This is a genomic window from Cupriavidus sp. PET2-C1 (assembly GCF_054515855.1).
Map to the genome: position 1 here is coordinate 736882 of NZ_CM137260.1, position 19493 is coordinate 756374.

The window sequence follows — 19493 nt, forward strand, 5'->3', positions numbered from 1 at the left end:
CATAGCGCCAACCCAAAAACGGGTTGGCGTTTTTTTTATCCGGCGACATAGCTCACGTTTCCCGGATCTCGCTCAGCACCTTGGCCTCGACCTCGGGGTTGGGTTCGCCATCCTTGGTGGCAATCAATGCTTTCGGCGTCAGCGGGATCAAGGGCAGGATCAGCGCGTACACCACGGTCGTCGCGATCACGCAATAGGTGAATCCGTACGCTGGGCTGCTGTTATAGATCCACGAACCCAACAGATCGCCGGCACGCGCCGAGAGGGCGAGAACGCCATCCACCAGCATCATCAAGGTGCCTTGCAAGCCTGGCGGACAGGATCGCATCGCGAGATCGAGGTATGCTGCCGTGGCTACGCCGCCCATCAGTCCGATCGGCGCCGCCAATACAAGCGCGAGATTGGCTGAGTGAATGAACGCCAGCGGAGTCATCTGCGGCACTGCGACGATCGTTCCCCACCACAGCAGCTTGTTCAGCGAGACTCTCTTGCACAGAAAGCCATACAGTAAAAATGTCGGGATGAACGCGGCGGCAAAGATCCCGTTGTAGTACGAGTAAACGGAATCCGATGCATGCAGGGCATTGGTCAGATAGAACTGCAGCGGAGTCGCCGATCCTGGCGCAAAGTTCCACAGAAAGCAGATGAGGACCGCTGGATAGACGGCCTTATGCTTCGCCAGCCGTCTGACATTCCCAACGAGATCCGTGCCCCTGGCTTGTGGCTGCTCGTAGATATGCGCGAAGACGGAAACGGGCTTCCAGAGCCCAAGCACCGCAATCAATAACGTGAGCGTTGCCATCAGGATGAAGGTATCTTTCGCGGCAAGATGATCGGAGATGTACCCGGAAGCGAATGCTCCCGCAACGACCGGGACGGAGCTGACCAAGTTGCACAGCGCGCTCAGGCGCCCGGACATGCGCTTCTCCTGGCCCACCAGAGCAATCAACCCCTGATAGGCCGCGGCGACAAATCGGGACGACAGCATTGCCAGCAGCATCCCGATGACCAGTCCCGCGTATGAGAAACCTGAAAACGCTATCCAGATGAATGCCACCGCGGTCACTGGAGCGAAAATCAGGAAGAAGCCGCGATCGCGCAAGCCCAGCGGGTTCCATTGGTCGCGCGCGAGGCCAAAAGCGAACGCAATGTACACGGGTATGCCTGTAACCAGCCGGAATGTCGAGATCTGCGTCGCCGTTGCATGCAACTGGTTCTTGAGTATGTACGACGTCTGTATATCAACCAGGAAACCGGCTGGCGTTGCCAGATAGATGAACAGGGTGAGCCAGCCGAAATACAGCAGGGTTCGGTCGCTGTCCTCGGCACCCTTGCGACCAGAAGCGGCCAGCACGTTTGTCGCGGCGCGTTTGAAGTTCTTGGACATGGGGGACCACGTACACGGCCTCGGAAAACCAATCACAGGTGCTCCCGTGCATGTGCGGGCTGCGCCACCAAGCATCGTTAACAGAATACAGCGCCAGTGCAGAAACAGTGTAGGTAAAAAAATGGGACTCGCTGCCTGGAGGCCTACCGCATTCGCGCGGAGAATGCCGCCCGCGAGCGAGTTGGCGCGCTGCTAGCGGGCGGTGCGATGGCCTGGCACCGTCCGCCAGGCTCCCCGGAGGCGTTCTGCGCGTTGCGCGCTTGCGTGGTATCCGACGGTTACGCCGGTAGCGCCGGTAGCGCCGCCTTCATCATCGCGCCGGCGCGATCGAACAGGCATTGCGCAGCGGGCGCCACGCCGAGCAAGTGGATGCAGGCATGCACCATGCCCGGCAAGCGACTTTGGTGCACGATAACGCCCGCGTCGGCAAGGCGGCGGGCATAAGCCTCGCCTTCGTCGCGCAGTGGGTCGTACTCGCAGACCAGGATGGTGGCGGGCGGCAGGCCATCGAGCCGCTCTGCGCGCAGCGGCGACGCAGCTGGCGAGTCTTTGTCCGCCGGTCCGCGCAGGTAGGCCGACCAGCAGAACGCCATCACATCCCGCGTCAGGTAGTAACCCTCGGCAAACTCGGTGTAGGAGTCCGAGTCCATCGCACTGTCCAAAGCGGGATAGAGCAACAGCTGATGCGCGATGGCAGGGCCATGGCGGTCGCGTGCCAACAGGGCTGCAGCGGCTGCGAGGTTGCCGCCGGCGCTGTCGCCGCCCACCGCGATCCGCTTTGGATCGATGCCGAGTTCCGCGGCCTCGTCGAATGCCCACACTACCGCGCGATACACGTCCTCCAGCGGCACGGGAAACTTGTGCTCGGGCGCGAGCCTGTAGTCCACCGACAGCACCACGCAGCCGGTGGCGTTGGCCAGGGCACGGCAGGGGTTGTCGTAAAGCGCCAGCGAGCAAAGAAACCAGCCTCCGCCGTGCGCGAACACGATGGCGGGCAGCGGCGTGTCAGCTTGCCCCGACGCCGCCGGCCAGTAAGCACGAATCCCGATCTCGTGGCCGTCATCGGCTCTGATGCTGAACATCTTGATCGCGGCCACTTCCTGCAAGGGGCCGTGCAGCGCTGGCAAGTCGCGTTCGGTGGCGTGGCGCATGTCCGCTAGCGACGTCTCACCGCCGCTTGCTGGTAACGCAGCCAGGAAGCGAGCGATATCCGCATCAACGGGCATGCGCATGCCCTCCCTGCTGCGCTTCCAGGAACGGCAGCAGCTCAGCCATGAATGCCTCTGGTGCCTCCTCCATGATGAAGTGGCCGCAGTCCGGCACCACCGCGCCGCGCAGGTCGATGGCGTTGTCGCGCAGCGTCACCAGCGGCGCGTCGTTGGTCGCGTGCTCCGCGCCGATGGCCAGCACCGGCATCGCCAGCTTGCGCTTTGCGCGTTCGCGGTTCTGGCGCACCGTTTCCGGAATCGCGCGGTAGTAGGCGAAACCGCCGCGCAGGCCGCCCGGCGCCGAATAGGCCGCGATGTAGGTGTCCACGGCCACGCGGTCGCGGCGATGGGACCACTGGTCGAACATGAAATTCAGGTAGGCGGCCTCGCGCCCGGCGATCAGCGTCTCGGGCAGATCGGCTACCTGGTTGAACATGAAGTGCCACAGGAACTTGTTTTCAGCAGGCGGCGCGAAGATGCTCGGCGCAGGCGCGAGTCCGGGAATCACGGCCTCGGTAAGCGCCAGCCGCGTGACTGCGTCGGGATGGTCGCTGGCCAGCGCGTAGGCCACCCACATGCCCACATCGTGGCCGACCACCTGATAGCGGTCATGGCCTAGCGCGGCCATCACGCGGTGCAATGTGTGGGCAGTGGCGCCGGTGTCGTAGCCCGTGGGCGGCCGGTCGGAATGCCCCGTGCCCGGCGGGTCGACCGCGACGGCGAGGAAGCCGCGTTGCGCGAGCGCCGCCATCACATGGCGCCAGGCGAACCACGTCTGCGGCCAACCGGGAATCAGCAGCACCGGCTGGCCGCTGCCTGCGGTGACGCAGTGCACACGGTGGCCGTCGATGCGTACATAGGTGTGCGTGTGTTGGGCGTTGTCTTGCATGGATGTCTTCGATGGATGATGCATTAGGTTCGTTGTATGCGTTGTATGCGTCGGATGCGCTGTTGGTCTCAGGCGATGCCGAGCATGCTGGCGATCTGCGCCTTGTTGACCGTGGCGCCAGCAAAGTCGTCGAAGATCCGCGAGGTCACGCGGATGATATGGCGGTTGATGAAATCCACGCCTTCGCGCGCACCGTCTTCCTGGTTCTTCAGGCAGCACTCCCACTCAAGCGTGGCCCAGCCCTGGTAGTCGTATTGCGCAAGCTTGGAGAAAATCGACTTGAAATCGACCTGGCCATCGCCCAGCGAACGGAAGCGTCCGGCGCGCTCGGTCCACGACGTATAACCGCCATAGATGCCTTGCCGCCCGCTTGGATTGAACTCGGCATCCTTGACGTGGAACATGCGGATGCGGTCGCGGTACAAGTCGATGTAGTCCAGGTAGTTCAGCTGTTGCAGCACGAAGTGGCTGGGATCGAACAGGATGTGGCAGCGCGGATGGTCGCCAACCAGGCCGAGGAAGCGCTCGAAGGTGGCGCCGTCGTGCAGGTCTTCGCTGGGGTGGATCTCGTAGCAAAGGTTGACGCCTTGCGCATCGCAGGCATTGAGCACCGGCAACCAGCGTTTGGCGAGTTCTTCGAACGCGGCTTCGATCAAGCCTTCGGGGCGCTGCGGGAAAGGGAACAAGTAAGGCCACGCGAACGAGCCGGAGAAGGTGCCCATCTCAGTCAGGCCGAGGCGGCGCGACGCCTTGGCGGCAAGCTGGAGGCGCTCCAGCGCCCACGCGGTGCGCGCCTGCGGATTGCCGCGCAGCGCGGGCGGCGCGAAGTTGTCGCACATGGAATCGTAGGCGGGATGCACCGCCACCAGCTGCCCGAAGATATGCGTGGTCAGTTCGCTGATGACCAGGCCGTGCTCGGCCAGCGTGCCTTTGACTTCGTCGCAGTATGTCTGGCTTTCCGCTGCGGTCTTTACGTCGAACAGGCGCTCATCCCACGCCGGAATCTGCAATGCCTTGAAGCCTGTATCGGCAGCCCATTTGGCGATGGCGGGCAGCGTGTCGAACGGCGCTTGTGTGTCGCTGAACTGGGCGAGGTGGAGGCTTGGGCCTTTGATGGTTTGCATGGATTGAACCGCCTATTGTTTGTCGAGCGACAAATAATAGATCGCCAGGACGAGGAAGTCAACCGTGTTTGGCGCCGCGACGGTAAAATGCAAGCCGCAACAGCATTCACTCACGAGCAGAACATGGCCGGACGCCCCAGAGAATTTGATCGAGACCAAGCCCTGAATACGGCCATGAACGTGTTCTGGGAGCGCGGTTATGAAGGCGCGTCGATGTCGACGCTGGTCGAGGCGTTGGGCTTGGCCTCGGCGCGCATCTACGCGGCGTTCGGCAGCAAGGAAGCGTTGTTCCGGGAAGCGGTGGCGCTATACGAAGCTGGCGAAGGCGGCTTCGCGGACCGCGCCATGCAGGAAGAAGAGTCGGCCAGGCAGGCCATCGAACGCTTGCTCGGCGACGCTGCGCGGACCTACACCAAACGCGGCCGTCCGCATGGCTGCCTGGTGGTGTCCGCGGCCAGCAGCTGCGCGCTCGAGAACGAACCGGTGGCCGACTGGCTGGCGGAACATCGCCGCCAGCGCACGCAATCCATCATTGACCGGCTGCACGCGGCGGTGCAAAGCGGTGAACTGCGGCAGGATACCGACATCGCCGCGCTTGGCGATCTCTACGGCGCGCTGCTGCACGGCATCTCCGTGCAGGCCCGGGACGGCGTCAGCCGCGCCCGCTTGCAGGCGATGATCGGGCCCGCGATGCTGGCGCTGGATGCTGCCGCAGCCCCTGGCAAAGCCGCCCCTCAACGTTGATCTGGAAGAATCTGGCATCTGGCGCGACCAGATGAATCCCCAGCTCAAGGCGCATGCTCGGACCGGCGCACCAACAGTTGTGATCGATGGCCGCTAGCGGGAACAGCCATTCGGTTTTGTTTTGCCGATCGTTGGTGAGCAGTGAATTGACTGCGCCTCTTCGCGCTCAGCGAGGGATGATTCTGTTCCCGGCCTCAGATTGAAAAACTCGCCGCCATGCCCTCGTGAGCATGGTGACATCGTCCGCGCAGACATAGGCTGGGGCTCCGAGGGCCATCGCTGCTTGCAGGAATGCGTCATGGGCGCCTTGCCATGTTGATGTCAGCACTTCCTCCGTGCTGTCGTTGTCAAACACGAGCCTAAAGGCGTTGTTTCCTTCGAGAGATCGAGCGCGCTGCCTGACGAGGGTGCTGATCACCTTGAAGCCTGAATGGATGGGCGATTGTTCCGCACCCTGCTTGCTTGGCGCGGCAAGAACACCCTCCCAGTCTTCATCAGACGCCGCGGGGCGCGGGAACTCGCGTGTCTCAGACCAGCGGATCCAGGCACGCGAGTATGCGTTCCATGCGCTCGGGTCGGAGCTCGATGCCAGTGCTTCGGCTTGTTCTGGTGACAGCGTACGGATCTGCGCGAGCAAATCGACCACGCTGTCCCCGTGTGGCCCAAACAATGCCGCGCCCGGTATCTCTTCGACCAGCTCCAGGGCCGTTGCACGCCAGTATCCTGGTTGTGCAACTAAACCCGACATATCCCCCAGTGCTTTGACGCGTACACGCCAGAGCCGGCCGGGCCAATGGCTACCGACGATTACCGTGGAAAGTGATTGCTCCACGATTATCCAGGGAGGGGCAGCGACAGCAAGCTTCACCTCGTTGCCATCTCTTCGCAGGGCTGGGCTGCTATCAGGGGAGTCATACCAGAAACCCTCGGGACTAGGCGAAGGGCGATGGAACGGGAGCTTCATAGATATCGCTTTCAATGCAATCGCGCGTCAGTATATAGGCCGGGGAACAGATTTCAGGGCCGCGGCGCCTCGTCGTCGTCGGCAGTCCGTGCGGCGTACTCTGGCTAACGAAAGCTGAGCGCTTCGCGTGAAGCGTCCTTCAACGGATGCCCACCATGTCTGGCACTGTACCGGCTGCACGGCCAGTCCCTGTCACTATAATCAATGGGTCATGCTGCCTCGCGCAGAGACCTTCGCTTGCCCGGCTACTGATGGGATGCAGGCTGGCGATCAGCCCGCCACGTGAGGGCGGTTTCCCGGCCAACCTACGGGGGACAAACCATGCAAGCAGGCCTTGATAAGGTGCGTACCGCAATGCTTGCCGTGATGATTTCACTGATTGCCGCATGCGGCGGGGATGGAGGCGGAGGCGGCTCGAGCAATGGCAGTGGCGCGGCTACCCCGCCGGGCGGCATTGATCTGCAAGTTGTCTCGTTCGGCGACAGCCTGTCGGACGTCGGGACCTATGCGCCGATCGCTAGTGCGGTCGGCGGGGGGCGATTCACAACGAATCCCGGACAAGTGTGGACTCAGGATGTTGCGCAATATTACGGCGATACGCTAAGCGCCGCGTTTACGATCGACATCACGCATCAGTTGAGTGCACAAAACGGCCTAGGCTATGCGGAGGGCGGCGCCACCGTGGCAACGCCGGCAAACCTGAACAATTTTCTTACCGACGTGATCGGCAACATCGAAATGCCCGTCAACCAGCAGGTTTCGAGCTATTTGTCCGCACACGGGAGCTTCAACGCCAATCAGCTGGTGCTGGTCTGGGGCGGCTCGAATGACGTGCTTCGCGCCGGGGCGCTGCCGGCCGCGGCGCAGACCGTGCAGACGGCGGCAACCACCCTGGCTCAAATTGTCGGACAGATCATCGAGAACGGCGCCACGCATGTCGTCGTGATCAATGTCCCGAATGTCGGACTAGCGCCCAAAGGCATCGCCGCGTCCGACGGCGGGGCAAACCTGACCCAGCTATCGCAGATCTTCAACAACAGCTTGAACGCTGCCTTGCAGGCCGATGGCTTGCAAGGCAAGGTCATCCAGATCGATTCTTATACATGGGAGAACCAGATCATCGCGAACTTTCAGGCCAATGGCTTCGTCGTGTCAAACACCGGCGCCGCCTGCGACCCGGCAAAAACGCCTCACGACACGGCCTTGCTGTGCTCGCCGGCTACCTACGTGACGGCCAATGCCGATCAGACCTACATGTTCGCCGACGACCTTCATCCGGCGACACGTCTGCATGCCCTGTTCGCCCAGTTCGTGGAGCAGCAGATCGCCAAGAGCGGTCTTGGTCACTGAGCCTGGAGATTGATGACTCGCCAACGGTGAGGTCGGCGCGCAGCCCGTACTCAGGAAAGCGTGTTGGAGGATGTCAGCAATCCAGCTCTGTCCAGGCCTTTCGCGATGCGGGCCAGATCCTCCGGATTCCTGAAGGGCATATGGGCGATGCGGCCAGCGAACGAGTAGGCCGGGTTGATGGCAATGAGCTCGCCCCAGACGCCACGCGCTTCGTCGAGATAACCAAGGTTCCCGAGTGCCGAAGCGAGGTAGGCCCGGCTCATGTCCGTCTGAGGGACGAGGAGGATGCGCTCGCGCAGGATCGCTACGGCCGTTTCGTAGTCTCCGGCGACGAGATGGGCCACGCCGAGATGGTGCAGATAACCCTGGGTGAAATGGGGATCGAGCCGCATGGCCCGCTCCAGATCGTGGATCGCCGCCCGAGGGTGGCCCGAATAGATGTTCAGCGTTGCCCGAAGAGACAGGGCAGGGGCGAAGTTCGGATTGAGCGAGAGCGCTTCGTCGACTTCGCGAGTCCAGCGCCTGAAATCCTTCCGGTACATCGCGACCAATGCGGCCACACCGTGCGCGAACGGGTCGCCCGGATCGCCCTCGATCGCTTTGTCGACCAGCACTTCGGCTTCGGCGAGCGAGCGTTCCGGGTTGTCGGTCCAGTGGTTGTGATAGGCATGGGCGAGTGCCATGCCTAGCGCGGCATAGGGGGCCGGATAGCCGGGATCGAGCGCGATTGCTTGCCGGAACAGGTCGCTCGACCAGGCTGCTATTTCGAAACGCTAAGCGCAGCGCAAAGCACATGACGCCCTTCGAGCTGAGCCTTGAAGGGCGTTTTGCCGAGCGGGCCCGACAAGTCGCCTGCACGCAAGTCTTCGACTGCCGGGATCTGCTGATCCCCCCCTGGCATCCCCTGCCTCTATGCTTAACGTTAGGCAACTGCGCCGCTGGTCCGCCATGCCGGCGGCGGCGAGCCATCCACCACGGATGGCGGCAAATGACGGTCAGCACGGCCTGGCCCAGCCCAAGGAGACTCCGATGATGAAGGCAATGAGACAATTTTCTCGCCTCGGCGCGCTGATGGCCGTGCTGGCTCTGCCGGCCTTTGCATATGCTCAGACAGCCCAAACTACCCTGGGCAACGAGAAATTCGGCACTGTTCAGTTTCCGACCTCGTGTAACCCGGTGGCCCAGCGGCAGTTCGAGCACGCGCTGGCAATGCTGCACTCCTTCTACTATCCCAATACCGTTGCGGCATTCAAATCTGTACTTGAGGACGATCCACAATGTGCCATTGCTTATTGGGGCATTGCGATGAGCCAACGTCCCAATCCATTGCTAACCCCCTTCGACGAGACCAGTCTGAAAAATGGGCTGGAAGCGTCGCAAAGGGGCCTGGCGCTTGGTCCGAAGACAGAACGGGAAGCCGACTGGCTGCGCGCGATTGATCTGTTCTACAAGGACTACCACACGGTCAACCAGCAGCAGCGCACGCTGGCGTACGAGCAAGCGATGGCGAAGCTTTCCGCAAAATATCCACGAGATACCGAGGCCGCCATTTTCTATGCACTCGCCCTCAACGAGAGCGCATCGCACAGTGACAAGACTTACGCCAAGCAGCTTAAGGCAGGCGCCATTCTGGAGAGGATCTATCGCGCGCAACCAGACCATCCAGGTGTTGCCCACTATCTGATTCACAGCTACGACTGTTCAGCGCTTGCGCAGCGTGGCCTACCCTTCGCCGAGAAGTATGCGTCGATTGCACCCGACGCACCCCATGCGCTCCACATGCCTTCGCATACCTATTCGATGCTGGGGATGTGGCCAGAGTCCGTGAAATCGAACGAGGCCGCCCTGGTTGTCATGGTCAGGGATGCCGCCAAAGCCTGGCCCGGGGCGACGCATCCAAACGCCCCGCACTCGTGGGACTTCATGGAGTACGCGTACCTGCAAATGGGAATGGATCGGCTCGCTTCCGGCGTGCGGGAGCAGGCAGAAACAGCACGGAAGTTCCCCTTTGAGCGGCCCGCTCTATACACGGCGCTTGCCGCGATCCCTGCGCGCTACGCGCTGGAGCGCGGTGCATGGAAGGAAGCCGCGGCACTGCAACCGCGAGGCAGCAGCTATGCGCAGGCCGAGGCGATTACGTATTTCACGCGGGCACTTGGCGCCGCACGCAGCGGCGATCCGCAAGCCGCGCAGACCGACATCGAGAAGCTGCGCGAACTCCGCGCGAACCTCGAGAAGTCACAGCAAGCCTACTGGGTCGAGCAGGGCGATGCGCAAATCCTCGCTGCAAGCGCTTGGGTCGAGTTGGATATGGGCAGGAATGAGGAAGCCGTGAGCCATATGCGGCAGGCGGCCAAGCTCGAAGACGCGAGCGATAAGGATGTGGCCATGGAAAACCGCCTGTATCCGATGCGCGAGCTCCTGGGCGATATGCTGCTGGGACTGAACCAGCCTGGCGCTGCCTTGCAGGAATATGAGGCTTCCCTGAAGTCCACCCCGAACCGGCTGCGAGGACTGTATGGCGCGGCAAAGTCAGCGCAGATGATGCACAACGATGCGAAGGCGGCCAACTACTTCGAAAGGCTGGTCTTGCTGACGGCCAACGCCGATGCCACCAGGGCTGAGATCAAGGAGGCCAGAGGCTATCGCGACAACGCGAAACCGAGAGCGTCGTATTGAAAGTTCCGTTTAGGGGGGGCGCTGCCGCCTTGGGGTGGGTGGCGGCGCTTACGATTGCTGTTGTTTCCGAAGCGCCTCCATCACGCGCCTGGCGGCAAACAGTGGCAGGTAGTCGTGAACCTTGGCGCCGTCCTGAAGCTCGTGCCAGGCGGCGAGATACGCGCGCTCCACTTCCTCCACCGGGACTTTCAAGGCTTCGGATATCCTGGCGATCATCGAGGACTGTGATTCGGTTCTCATATTGCCTGTCGCCCGGCGGAAAGAGGCGGTGCATGATGCGGCGCTGTGCTGTCGCCTGTCGCCTGTCGCCTGTCGCGTGCGGGCGGAAGGGCTTGATTAGTCACTCGCCTGACAGTCGGTGGGACGTTTTTTTAGTATAGGAATGCCGCGTCGCTAAACCCGCCATCGGCTTGCCATATTTGTCCTGCACAATGCGGGCTATGCCGACTCAGGTGGATAAGTTCTGAATGCCAACACCCACGACTGCCGCAGGCCTGGATCGTCGTAGCGAGTCGGTTGGCCTCTCCCTTGCTTTGTGGTCTCGCCGTGCATCCAAGAATGCCGGGGATGCTGGGGATGGGGTGCGCTTTGCTAGTTTGTTCGCGGGGTGCGGAGCCATCAGGTTGATGGCTCTTTTTGTTTTTGGTGCCACGGCGCGGCGATTGGCCATGCTGCTGGTGCTATGCATGGCGACGAGTGCCTGGGCCGATGCGGACGTCGGGTTTCTTGCGATGTTTGCCAAGGACGGGCTGTGGCGTAACGTGCAGGCTCGTTGCCTGGCACCCGGCGCGCCGCTTCACCCCGATTGCGTGGTGGTGGATCGTGAAAAAGGCTTGGTGCTCTACAAGGATGCCATCGGCCGCTCGCATTTTCTCGTCATTCCCGATCATCGCGTGACTGGCGTCGAGGAGCGTGGCGTGTGGGAGGACGGCGGGCAGAACCCGTGGGCATTCGGCTGGGACGTCAGGCGGTTTGTCGGGCAGGCACGCGGGCGGCCGTTGCCCGATGGCATCCTGGGGCTGGCGATCAATGCCAAGGCGGCGCGCAGCCAGGAGCAGATGCATATCCATCTGGACTGCATCAGCCGGGATGCCAGGGACTTTGTCGCCGGCGCGAGTGCGCGTATCGGGACCACCTGGACGGCCCTGCGGTTCATGGGCAAGCCGGTACTGGCTGTGTTCGTGCCTTCGCCGGGAGCGGCGCTGTCCGTCAATCCATTCCTGCTTATCAAGCATCGTCTTGGCGAGGCGGCATCGGTCGTGCCGGACCGGGGTGTGTTTGTCACCTATGTGGCGGATGACGCGGGCACGAGCGGCTTTGTCATCGTGGACCAGCCAGTCGATCGTGAGGCTGGCAGCAATGGACACGCCAGCGATTTCCTGGATCGCCAGTGCAAACTGGCGCAGGAGGGCGCGCAGAAGGACGCGCCAGCGGCGCTCGAGTAACCTCGGCTTCGCGGCTGCCAATCCGGGGTTGCGCTCGCGCAAGCCGTTGCTAGAATGAATGTCCCCGTTCAGCATGCAGGAGTGCAGCCATGGCAACGTATCAGCGCGGCGATTTGTTCCTCGTCACTTCTGTTGAGGAATTGCCCTGGGGGCGTTACAGAGGGTTTGTGACCATGATGGAGGGCACGCAGAAGCAAGCCTCATCACGGCACACTTGCCCAATGTGCAGGGACAATCCGCTCCAGGCCCATGAGGACGCCGACGCCGATGTCGAGTACGCCTACAGGCACTATCTCTCGGAGCATATTGACTGGAGTGCCCACGCCGGCGATACGGAGCACTGAGCCGAAACCGGGAAACCGGGAAACCGCTGCAGCGCAGGGCTTCCCGAACGCATTGCCAGCATTGCCAGCGCTACCCGCACTCACTGCCCGCACTCACTTCAGGTTCTCTCCCCAGTAGGCTTCGATCTGCTTGACCAGCACAGGCGGCAGCGCCACGTAGTGTTCCGCCGCGGCATCGGCCTGCCCGTCATTCAATGCCCAACGGAAGAACGCGAGCGCGGCTTTGGCGCTGGCGGGATCCTTCGGGGCCTTTGGCATGATCACGAACACGGCGCCGGTAATTGGCCACGCCTGCGTGCCTGGCGCGTCCGTGATGACCTGATAGAAGTCGGGGTGCTGGCTCCAGTCCGCGGACGCCACCGCGGCGCTGAAGCTCTCCCGCGCGGGCTCGACAAACGAGCCCTCCCGGTTTCGCACGGCGGTGTAGGGCAGCTTGCGTTGCAGCGCGTAAGTCAGCTCGACATAGCCGATCGCCCCTTTGACATTCTTGATGTAGGTGGCCACGCCCTCGTTGCCGCTGGCGCCGACGCCTGCCGGCCATTTGACGGTGGTGCCCGAGCCCACGCTGCCTTTCCATTCGTCGCTGACCTTGGACAGGTAGTCGGCCCAGTTGAAGGTTGTGCCGGAGCTGTCGCTGCGGTGAACGACCAGGATCTTTTGATTGGGGAAGTGGATGCCGGGGTTGATCGCGCTGATGCCCGGGTCATCCCAGTTGGCGATCTTGCCCAGGTAGATATCCGCCAGCAGTTGGCCGGTAAGGCGGATCTGGCCCGCGGCCACGCCATCCAGGTTGACAATCGGCACCACGCCACCGACAACCAGCGGAAACTGGACCAGCCCCGCGGCGCGCAATTCATCTGGCTTGAGCGGCATGTCCGAGGCACCGAACGTGACATTGGCGGCCTTGATCTGCCGGATGCCGTTGCCCGAGCCGGTGGGCTGGTAGTTCACTTCCAGGCCGGTCTTGGTGTAGTAGGTGGCCGCCCATTTCACCAGCAGGGGATAGACGAAGGTGGAGCCGGCGCCGGTGATATCGCCCGCGTGCGCGGACAGCGCACTGCCGGCGAGCAGGCAGGTAAGCAGGCAGGTGCGCGTGGCGCTGCGCTTCACGTTTTGCCAAATGAGGGTCGGAGTCATTTTGCAACCTCCCGGGCATGTCAGTGAACGGCGCACGTATTGCATCTACTGCACGGACTGCATGTAACGCACCGACGGCATGATCCGCCGGGGAGGTCACATGCTTATCCTAGCACTCGCTGCGTCGTTACCGGCAAGGCGTTTTGCAAGCGCGACGGAGGGGCGCAACGGTGCGTCATCGCGCTGTCATGATGTTGTCGCCGGGCTGTCATGATGGCTTGCCGATTCCTTATAGGCCATATCAAAAAGATGCTGGCGTCGTTGCGCGGCCTGGCCAGAACCGCTTCGCTTCATGTTGAAACAGCCTCTTACTGTTCCGCCATCCACCCCGCCACGGCGTTCACCACTTGCGGCTCGATTCCGTTGAACCCGTGATAGGACATGGCCTCGCACGGGTCTCCCACGCTGTTGCCGCCGGCAAAGTGGATCAGTCCGGCCTTGGGGGTCTTGGCCAGCCTGTCCATCAGTCCTTGCACTTCGTTGTACGGGCACTGCTTGCAGCCATCCTGTTCATGATGGACTACGAGCACGGGTATCTTGAGTTTGTCGAGGGCCATCGCCGGCACCTGTTGGCCGCGATCGTCGCGCAGGATGGTGGCGGTCAGCACGATGCCATCGGGGCCGCCATCGTCCGCCAGCCGGATCGCGGTGGACGCCACCGACTGGGTGCCGCGGCTGGTGCCGACCAGCCAGACGGGCAGGTGGGTGTGGCTGCGCATCCAGGCGATCACGGCCTTGGTGTCTTCGGCATGCTCGGCGGACAGGCGAAAGCCGCTCAGGTAGGGCCAGGACAGCCGGTCGCTCGGCGCATCGATGACGGCAACCGCGAAGCCGTTGTCGACGAAGATCTGGCGGGAGCGCACCAGGAAATTGCCGGCGCCCCAGGCAAGGCTGCCGTTGGGGTAGATACTCAGGCCACCATGCGCGCCTGCGTAGAGGATCACCGCAGCCGTGGGCTGTGCGGGTGCCAGATACAGGAAGCGCTGCGTCACGCCCGGGCGGGTCGGGATGTCAACCACCTGTGGCGCGGTCTGTGCACGCGCGGCCAGGGTGCCGAGCAGTAGCGTGAGGCAGAGCGTGGCCTGGCGCAGCCATCGCGGCAGCGTGTTTGCTTGGCGGCAAGGCATGGGTTGTCTCTCCGGGGTTCGATCTGGCGGGCGGGCGCGGCGCCCGTGGCTGCGCAGCAAGATAGCACCGGCGGCGAGGATCACCAATCCACGCTAACCCCGGCTTTGCCACCTATGCCACCGATGCCTCCGATCCCACCGATGCCACGGCGCTGACCCGATACACGCAGCGCCGCGCGTTGCTCAGCAAATGCTCTTCGCGGGTGACAGTCGCCTGCGCGCCAACGACCTCCTGGAAGATCCGCAGCTCGGCCCGGCAGAACCCCTGGCAGGTCTGGGCAGCGGCGCAGATCGGGCAATGGTCTTCGATCAGCAGCCAGTCCTTGCCGTCTTGCTCAAGGCGCGCCATGTAGCCTTCGGCCTGGCGCAGCGCGGCGAGCGTGGCCAGCCGCTGCTGCAACTCGCCCTGGCCGGCGACCGCCGCGAGATATTGCGCGCGGGTTTCCGACTCGCGCTGGCCGATCAGCTTGTCCATGCCTTCTTCGCCGAACAACTGCCGCACCGATCCGATCAGCTGGATGGTGAGTTGCGCGTGGGTATCGGGAAAGCGGCCGTGCCCGCTGGCGGTGAGGGTCCAGTCCTGGCGCGGCCGGCCTGCGCCGCTGGCGTTTTGCTGGCGGCCCTCGATCAGCCCGGCGGCGAGCAGCTTCTGCACCTGCTGGCGCGCCGCCTCGGCAGTGCCGCCCAGCGCCTGGGCGATCTGCGTGGTCGATGCCGCGCCCTTGGTCTTCAGCAGGAACAGGATGCGATCACCCGGAGACCCTGTAGGGTTATCCAAGTTATTGTTTGCATAATTCATGGGCGCGTCCTAATATCCAAAAACTGTCTTGGATATTAGGGCAGGCGGGCGGCAAAGTCGAGCCTGTCCTGCATCTGGCCAAGCCGATCAACGCTGTCTCAACGCTGAATATCAAGGAAATCGTCCCATGCAAGCCGCTCGTACCCAACACGCATCGCGCCAGCTCACCATGCTCAATCCGCTTGGTCTCTATGATCCCAGCGCCAACGGTTACTCCCATGTGGCGATGGTCGCGCCCGGTGCGGGCCTGGTTTGCGTGGCCGGGCAGGGTGGGGAGCGCGCTGACGGCAGCCTGCCTGACAGTTTCGAGGCGCAGGTGCGCCAGGCCTTCGACAACCTGGGCGTGGCGCTGGCCGCCGCGGGCGCGCAACTGCGCCATGTGGCCAAGCTGACCGTGCTGGTGGTGGATCACGACGAGGCACGCCTGGGCGTGCTGGCGGCGGCGGTGGAGCGGGCCTGGGGCGATGCGCCCAAGCCGGCGTGCACCTTGATTCCGGTGCCGCGGCTGGCGCTGGACGGGATGTTGTTTGAGGTGGAGGCGCTGGCCGTGGCGGAGGGCACCACGTCCTTCGCGTCCTCCGCCGCGGTGTAGCCGGTGCCGGTGCGCGGTACGCCGGTGTTGGGCTCAGGCCGCCAGCTTGGGTTGGCGGGACGGCTGAGGCTGTCCGGCCTGGGTCTCGCCAAACTGCGGATGGCGCGCGAACAGCTCGGCCACCCAGCTGACGAACACGCGCACCTTGGCCGACAGGTGGCGGTTCTGCGGGTACATCGCGGCGATCGGCAGCGAGTCCGTGGGCCAGTCGGGCAGTACTTCAACCAACCGGCCGCTTTCCACATAGGGCAGGGCCATGGCGCGCGAGATGCGGGCGATGCCGTGGCTTTCCAGCGCGCAGCTCAGGTAGACGTCGCCATCGTTGGTGGAAATGGACGAGGGCAGCAGCATTTCCGTGCGCTGCTCGCCTTGCCCGAGCGGCCACGGTATTTCGCGGCCGGTGCGGTTGGACAGGTAGTTCACGGCCCGGTGCTGCGCCAGCTCGCTGGGCTGGGTAGGTGTGCCGTTGCGCTTGAGATAAACCGGCGAGGCGTAGAGCCCCAGGCGCAGCTCGCCGATGCGGCGCGCCACCATGGTGTCGTCCACCGGGTCGCCCACGCGCAACACCACGTCCACGCCTTCCTTGAGCAGATCGATGGGCTTGCCGTTGATGGTGAGTTCCATCTTGAGCTCGGGGTAGGCGGCAAAAAACTCGTGCAGCTTGGGGATCAGCACCAGCCGCGCCAGCCCGGCGGTGGTGTCCACGCACAGCGTGCCGCGCGGCGTGTTGTTCTGGTGGGTGAGGGATTGCTCGGCCTCTTCCACATCCGCCAGGATCCGCACGCAGCGCTCGTAATAGGCGGCGCCGTCGGTGGTCACGCTGATGCGCCGGGTGGTCCGGTGCAGCAGCTTCACGCCAAGATGGGTTTCCAGGTTCTGGATCAGCCGGGTGAGGGTGGCCTTGGGCAGGTCCATGGCCTCGGCCGCGCGCGCAAAGCTGCCGACATCCACCACGCGGGTGAAGGCCTGCATTGATACGAGACGATCCATGTTCACTCCCTTGGGTAAGGAAACAAGCAGGCCTGGCTGGCGGGACAGGCACCCGGGTGGGGTGCGGCCCGGCGTGGCCCATGACGGCTTGCGCGGCTGCGGAAGTGCGGGAGTGGATCACAAAATGGATGACCTTGCACAGCGAAGGGTTTCCCGGGCGCTACATGCCCGATTATTTCACCGGGGAAACAGTGCATTGGTAAAGCCTCGCTTTATCCCACCTTCATCAACCACCATAATTCGGTGCATCGCAATATGCAATGGATGCGTCGCCCTCGCGCCGCACGTCACCGACATGTCGCCCACGCAATCGAAAGCCGCAGCAGCAGCCTTAACCGCCGAACTGGCCGAGGGGCGCGTGACCGAGCACACGGTGGAGAGCTGCGGGCGCACTATCACGGTGCACCTGAACTACCCGCCGGGCTATCCGGAGGGCAAGGCCGCACCGTTGCTGCCGTGGCTGATCTACCTCCATGCGGGCGGCTTTGTGGAGGGCAGCCCGGAGAAATCCCAGCGCCTGGCGCGCTCGTTGGCCACGACCATGCCTGCGGTGGTGGTCACCCCGGCGTATTCGCTGGCCCCCGATTTTCCGTTCCCGGCGGCGCCGGAGGACGTGTTTCATACCGCCGAATGGGTGCTGCGCCATGCGCGCCGCCTGAAGGTGGACAAGCTGCGCTTTGCCCTGGTGGGCGAAGAGGCGGGCGGCAACCTGGCGATCGCGCTGTCGCAGATGCTGCGCGACCGCGGCTTGCCCGAGCCGCGCGCGCAGTGGCTGATCCGCCCGGTCACCGACCCGTGCCTGCAGCACGCCTCGTGCTCGGTCGGGCAGGGCGGGCGCAGCGTGCCGCTGGAAATGCTCCAGCGTCTGGCGGGCTACTACCGCGATTACCTGCCGACCCCGGCCGCCAGCGTGCATCCCTACGCGGCCCCGGCGCTGTCCTCGCGGCTGGCAGGCCTGCCGCCCACCTTTGTGCAGGTGGCAGAAGAAGATGCATTGCGCGCCGAAGGCGAAGCCTTCGTCAGCCGCCTGCAGACGGCCAGTGTGCCGGCGCAGGTCCAGATCATGCCCGGCGCCTGTGGCGCCGGCGTGGAAGTGTCCCACGACCGATGTCAGGTGTGGATAAACGAAGGCGCGCGTTACCTGCAAGGCTATCTTGCCGGCGGCGACGACGCCTCACCCAAGGCCGAACGCCAGACAGGAGCCAGCCCGCCCGGCTGATCCGGCGTTACCAATAAGCCAAGCCGGCCTGCGACAAGCAGGCGTACCGGGCGCGCTCCTTTTGCGCGCTCCGGCGGGGGCGTTCGTCCTATTTTTGCTTTCCAGTTGAAGAAAACCCGCAGACGGAATACGGAGTCAAGAACATGAATCAGCAAACTCGACGCACCATGATTGCCCTGGCCATCGTCGCAGTGCTCGGCGCTGGCCTGGCCACCTCGATCTTCAAGCCCTGGCACGCCGGCGAGGCGCAGGCTGTGCCTGGCCCGGCAGCACCCACCACCGTGGACGTGGCAGCGGCCCTCGGCAAGACCATCACCGAATGGGATGAGTTCTCCGGCCGCCTGGAAGCGGTGGACCGGGTTGAGATTCGCGCCCGCGTTGGCGGCACCATCGATGCCGTGCACTTCCGTGAAGGCGCGCTGGTGAAGAAGGGCGATCCGCTGTTTACCATCGACCCGCGTCCTTATGCCGCGGAGGTAGCGCGTGCGGAAGCTGCGCTGGCCGCCGCGCAAGTGCGTGCCGGCCACGCGCAGACCGAACTGGCCCGCGCGCAGCGCCTGGTGCAGGACAACGCGGTATCGCGCCGCGAGTTCGATGAGCGCGACAACGGTTCGCGCGAAGCCATCGCCAATGTGCGTGCCGCACAGGCCTCGCTGGATGCGGCTCGCCTTAACCTGACCTATACGCGCATCACCGCGCCGGTCAGCGGGCGCGTATCGCGCGCCGAGATCACGGTGGGCAATCTGGTGGCGGCCGGTGCCGGCACGCCGGTGCTGACCACGGTGGTGTCGGTCTCGCCGGTGTATGCCAGCTTCGAGCTCGATGAGCAGACCTACCTGCGCTATACGGCGGACAAAGCGTCCGGTGGCGAAGGTGGCCAGTCAAAGCTCCCGGTGTTCCTGGGCCTGGCCAACGACGAGGACTATCCGCGCGAGGGCCGTATCCAGTCGCTGGATAACCGGCTCGACACCAAGAGCGGCACCATCCGCGTGCGCGCCGTGTTTGACAACCCGGACGGCCGCCTGCTGCCGGGGCTGTATGCGCGCATCAAGCTCGGCGGCGGCTCGCCGCACCCGGTGGTGCTGATCAACGACCGCGCCATCGGCACCGACCAGGGCAAGAAGTTTGTGCTGGTGCTGGATGGCGCCAACAAGCTGGCCTATCGCGAAGTCACGCTTGGGCCCTCGTACGAAGGGCTGCGTGTGATCCGCCAGGGTTTGAAGGCCGACGAGAAGATCGTGGTCAATGGCCTGCAGCGCGTGCGCCCCGGCATCACGGTCGCGCCCAAGCCGGTCGATATGGCATTCAAGCGCGAACTGGATCAACGCGGCGAATCGGCTGACCGCAAGCAAGCGGCCACGGAGAAAACCACGGATAAGGCGGCCGATGGAAAGCCGGTGACCTGAGCCGATCCGGCATGAACCGCATGAGCTGAATCCGCCAAGGGTTTGCTCCCCTCTCCCGCATGGCGGGAGAGGGGCAGGGGGAGAGGGCG

Annotated in this window: 19 protein-coding genes; 8 read left to right on the forward strand and 11 right to left on the reverse strand. The window is 63.7% G+C overall.

Annotated elements, in window-relative coordinates; all coding sequences use genetic code 11:
* Window positions 1-52: 52 nt before the first annotated feature.
* The 4 genes from ACX12D_RS23285 to ACX12D_RS23300 form a co-directional block, all read right to left on the reverse strand.
* Complete coding sequence (locus ACX12D_RS23285) at window positions 53-1354, reverse strand: MFS transporter (protein ID WP_459376498.1); 1302 nt, start codon at window positions 1352-1354, stop codon at window positions 53-55.
* 311 nt (window positions 1355-1665) lie between these two features.
* Entirely contained in the window at window positions 1666-2619 is a 954-nt protein-coding gene (locus tag ACX12D_RS23290) for an alpha/beta hydrolase (RefSeq protein WP_459375835.1), read from the reverse strand.
* Window positions 2603-3484 (reverse strand): alpha/beta fold hydrolase, encoded by an 882-nt coding sequence (locus ACX12D_RS23295; protein WP_441635952.1) that lies wholly within the window; start codon window positions 3482-3484, stop codon window positions 2603-2605. The genes ACX12D_RS23290 and ACX12D_RS23295 overlap by 17 nt, the downstream gene beginning before the upstream one ends.
* A gap of 68 nt (window positions 3485-3552) precedes the next feature.
* Window positions 3553-4608: a sugar phosphate isomerase/epimerase family protein gene (locus ACX12D_RS23300; RefSeq protein ID WP_459375837.1), complete on the reverse strand. Its 1056-nt coding sequence runs from the start codon at window positions 4606-4608 to the stop codon at window positions 3553-3555.
* A gap of 123 nt (window positions 4609-4731) precedes the next feature.
* On the opposite strand from ACX12D_RS23300, the gene ACX12D_RS23305 reads away from it, so the two are divergent.
* A complete protein-coding gene (locus tag ACX12D_RS23305) occupies window positions 4732-5352 on the forward strand; it encodes a TetR/AcrR family transcriptional regulator (protein WP_459376499.1) in 621 nt (206 codons plus the stop codon).
* A 166-nt stretch (window positions 5353-5518) separates the two neighbouring features.
* Here ACX12D_RS23305 and ACX12D_RS23310 read toward each other — a convergent pair whose 3' ends face one another.
* Window positions 5519-6184 (reverse strand): hypothetical protein, encoded by a 666-nt coding sequence (locus ACX12D_RS23310; protein ID WP_459375838.1) that lies wholly within the window; start codon window positions 6182-6184, stop codon window positions 5519-5521.
* 453 nt (window positions 6185-6637) lie between these two features.
* Between ACX12D_RS23310 and ACX12D_RS23315 the strand changes: the two genes are divergently transcribed.
* Entirely contained in the window at window positions 6638-7666 is a 1029-nt protein-coding gene (locus ACX12D_RS23315; protein ID WP_459375840.1) for an SGNH/GDSL hydrolase family protein, read from the forward strand.
* Between the two features lie 50 nt (window positions 7667-7716).
* Here ACX12D_RS23315 and ACX12D_RS23320 read toward each other — a convergent pair whose 3' ends face one another.
* Window positions 7717-8349 (reverse strand): tetratricopeptide repeat protein, encoded by a 633-nt coding sequence (locus ACX12D_RS23320; RefSeq protein ID WP_459375841.1) that lies wholly within the window; start codon window positions 8347-8349, stop codon window positions 7717-7719.
* A gap of 346 nt (window positions 8350-8695) precedes the next feature.
* On the opposite strand from ACX12D_RS23320, the gene ACX12D_RS23325 reads away from it, so the two are divergent.
* Window positions 8696-10345: a hypothetical protein gene (locus tag ACX12D_RS23325; protein WP_459375842.1), complete on the forward strand. Its 1650-nt coding sequence runs from the start codon at window positions 8696-8698 to the stop codon at window positions 10343-10345.
* A 48-nt stretch (window positions 10346-10393) separates the two neighbouring features.
* Here ACX12D_RS23325 and ACX12D_RS23330 read toward each other — a convergent pair whose 3' ends face one another.
* Window positions 10394-10585, reverse strand: coding sequence for a DUF3562 domain-containing protein (locus ACX12D_RS23330; protein ID WP_441635943.1), 192 nt, complete (start codon window positions 10583-10585; stop codon window positions 10394-10396).
* A gap of 386 nt (window positions 10586-10971) precedes the next feature.
* Between ACX12D_RS23330 and ACX12D_RS23335 the strand changes: the two genes are divergently transcribed.
* Together ACX12D_RS23335 and ACX12D_RS23340 are read left to right on the forward strand one after the other, a co-directional pair.
* The gene (locus ACX12D_RS23335; RefSeq protein ID WP_459375843.1) at window positions 10972-11790 is read left to right on the forward strand and encodes a CDP-diacylglycerol diphosphatase; all 819 of its coding nucleotides are present in this window, start codon (window positions 10972-10974) and stop codon (window positions 11788-11790) included.
* 89 nt (window positions 11791-11879) lie between these two features.
* Window positions 11880-12134, forward strand: coding sequence for a hypothetical protein (locus ACX12D_RS23340; RefSeq protein WP_459375844.1), 255 nt, complete (start codon window positions 11880-11882; stop codon window positions 12132-12134).
* A gap of 93 nt (window positions 12135-12227) precedes the next feature.
* Here the strand turns inward: ACX12D_RS23340 and pstS are convergent, their stop codons facing one another.
* From pstS to ACX12D_RS23355, 3 genes are all read right to left on the reverse strand, one after another.
* Window positions 12228-13271 (reverse strand): phosphate ABC transporter substrate-binding protein PstS, encoded by a 1044-nt coding sequence (pstS, locus tag ACX12D_RS23345; protein ID WP_459375845.1) that lies wholly within the window; start codon window positions 13269-13271, stop codon window positions 12228-12230.
* Between the two features lie 308 nt (window positions 13272-13579).
* The gene (locus ACX12D_RS23350) at window positions 13580-14398 is read right to left on the reverse strand and encodes an alpha/beta hydrolase (protein WP_459375846.1); all 819 of its coding nucleotides are present in this window, start codon (window positions 14396-14398) and stop codon (window positions 13580-13582) included.
* Between the two features lie 112 nt (window positions 14399-14510).
* Window positions 14511-15197, reverse strand: a complete 687-nt coding sequence (locus ACX12D_RS23355) for a helix-turn-helix transcriptional regulator (protein ID WP_459375848.1) — start codon at window positions 15195-15197, stop codon at window positions 14511-14513.
* 127 nt (window positions 15198-15324) lie between these two features.
* Between ACX12D_RS23355 and ACX12D_RS23360 the strand changes: the two genes are divergently transcribed.
* Window positions 15325-15789: a RidA family protein gene (locus tag ACX12D_RS23360; RefSeq protein ID WP_459375849.1), complete on the forward strand. Its 465-nt coding sequence runs from the start codon at window positions 15325-15327 to the stop codon at window positions 15787-15789.
* Window positions 15790-15822: 33 nt separating this feature from the next.
* On the opposite strand, the gene ACX12D_RS23365 is transcribed toward ACX12D_RS23360, so the two are convergent.
* Window positions 15823-16779 carry a LysR family transcriptional regulator gene (locus tag ACX12D_RS23365; RefSeq protein ID WP_459375850.1) on the reverse strand — a complete coding sequence of 319 codons (957 nt, stop codon included), beginning with the start codon at window positions 16777-16779 and terminating at the stop codon, window positions 15823-15825.
* A gap of 295 nt (window positions 16780-17074) precedes the next feature.
* Here ACX12D_RS23365 and ACX12D_RS23370 point away from each other — a divergent pair, with 295 nt between their 5' ends.
* Entirely contained in the window at window positions 17075-17998 is a 924-nt protein-coding gene (locus tag ACX12D_RS23370) for an alpha/beta hydrolase (RefSeq protein WP_459375851.1), read from the forward strand.
* A gap of 143 nt (window positions 17999-18141) precedes the next feature.
* Window positions 18142-19404 carry an efflux RND transporter periplasmic adaptor subunit gene (locus tag ACX12D_RS23375; protein WP_459375853.1) on the forward strand — a complete coding sequence of 421 codons (1263 nt, stop codon included), beginning with the start codon at window positions 18142-18144 and terminating at the stop codon, window positions 19402-19404.
* Window positions 19405-19493 lie beyond the last annotated feature (89 nt).

Coding starts and splice junctions, on each gene's coding strand:
- ACX12D_RS23290 (WP_459375835.1), bottom strand. CDS start 2,619: ATGCGCATGCCCGTTGATGCGGATATCGCTCGCTTCCTGGCTGCGTTA.
- ACX12D_RS23295 (WP_441635952.1), bottom strand. CDS start 3,484: ATGCAAGACAACGCCCAACACACGCACACCTATGTACGCATCGACGGC.
- ACX12D_RS23300 (WP_459375837.1), bottom strand. CDS start 4,608: ATGCAAACCATCAAAGGCCCAAGCCTCCACCTCGCCCAGTTCAGCGAC.
- ACX12D_RS23305 (WP_459376499.1), top strand. CDS start 4,732: ATGGCCGGACGCCCCAGAGAATTTGATCGAGACCAAGCCCTGAATACG.
- ACX12D_RS23315 (WP_459375840.1), top strand. CDS start 6,638: ATGCAAGCAGGCCTTGATAAGGTGCGTACCGCAATGCTTGCCGTGATG.
- ACX12D_RS23320 (WP_459375841.1), bottom strand. CDS start 8,349: ATGGCACTCGCCCATGCCTATCACAACCACTGGACCGACAACCCGGAA.
- ACX12D_RS23325 (WP_459375842.1), top strand. CDS start 8,696: ATGATGAAGGCAATGAGACAATTTTCTCGCCTCGGCGCGCTGATGGCC.
- ACX12D_RS23330 (WP_441635943.1), bottom strand. CDS start 10,585: ATGAGAACCGAATCACAGTCCTCGATGATCGCCAGGATATCCGAAGCC.
- ACX12D_RS23335 (WP_459375843.1), top strand. CDS start 10,972: ATGGCTCTTTTTGTTTTTGGTGCCACGGCGCGGCGATTGGCCATGCTG.
- ACX12D_RS23340 (WP_459375844.1), top strand. CDS start 11,880: ATGGCAACGTATCAGCGCGGCGATTTGTTCCTCGTCACTTCTGTTGAG.
- pstS (WP_459375845.1), bottom strand. CDS start 13,271: ATGACTCCGACCCTCATTTGGCAAAACGTGAAGCGCAGCGCCACGCGC.
- ACX12D_RS23350 (WP_459375846.1), bottom strand. CDS start 14,398: ATGCCTTGCCGCCAAGCAAACACGCTGCCGCGATGGCTGCGCCAGGCC.
- ACX12D_RS23355 (WP_459375848.1), bottom strand. CDS start 15,197: ATGAATTATGCAAACAATAACTTGGATAACCCTACAGGGTCTCCGGGT.
- ACX12D_RS23360 (WP_459375849.1), top strand. CDS start 15,325: ATGCAAGCCGCTCGTACCCAACACGCATCGCGCCAGCTCACCATGCTC.
- ACX12D_RS23365 (WP_459375850.1), bottom strand. CDS start 16,779: ATGGATCGTCTCGTATCAATGCAGGCCTTCACCCGCGTGGTGGATGTC.
- ACX12D_RS23370 (WP_459375851.1), top strand. CDS start 17,075: ATGTCGCCCACGCAATCGAAAGCCGCAGCAGCAGCCTTAACCGCCGAA.
- ACX12D_RS23375 (WP_459375853.1), top strand. CDS start 18,142: ATGAATCAGCAAACTCGACGCACCATGATTGCCCTGGCCATCGTCGCA.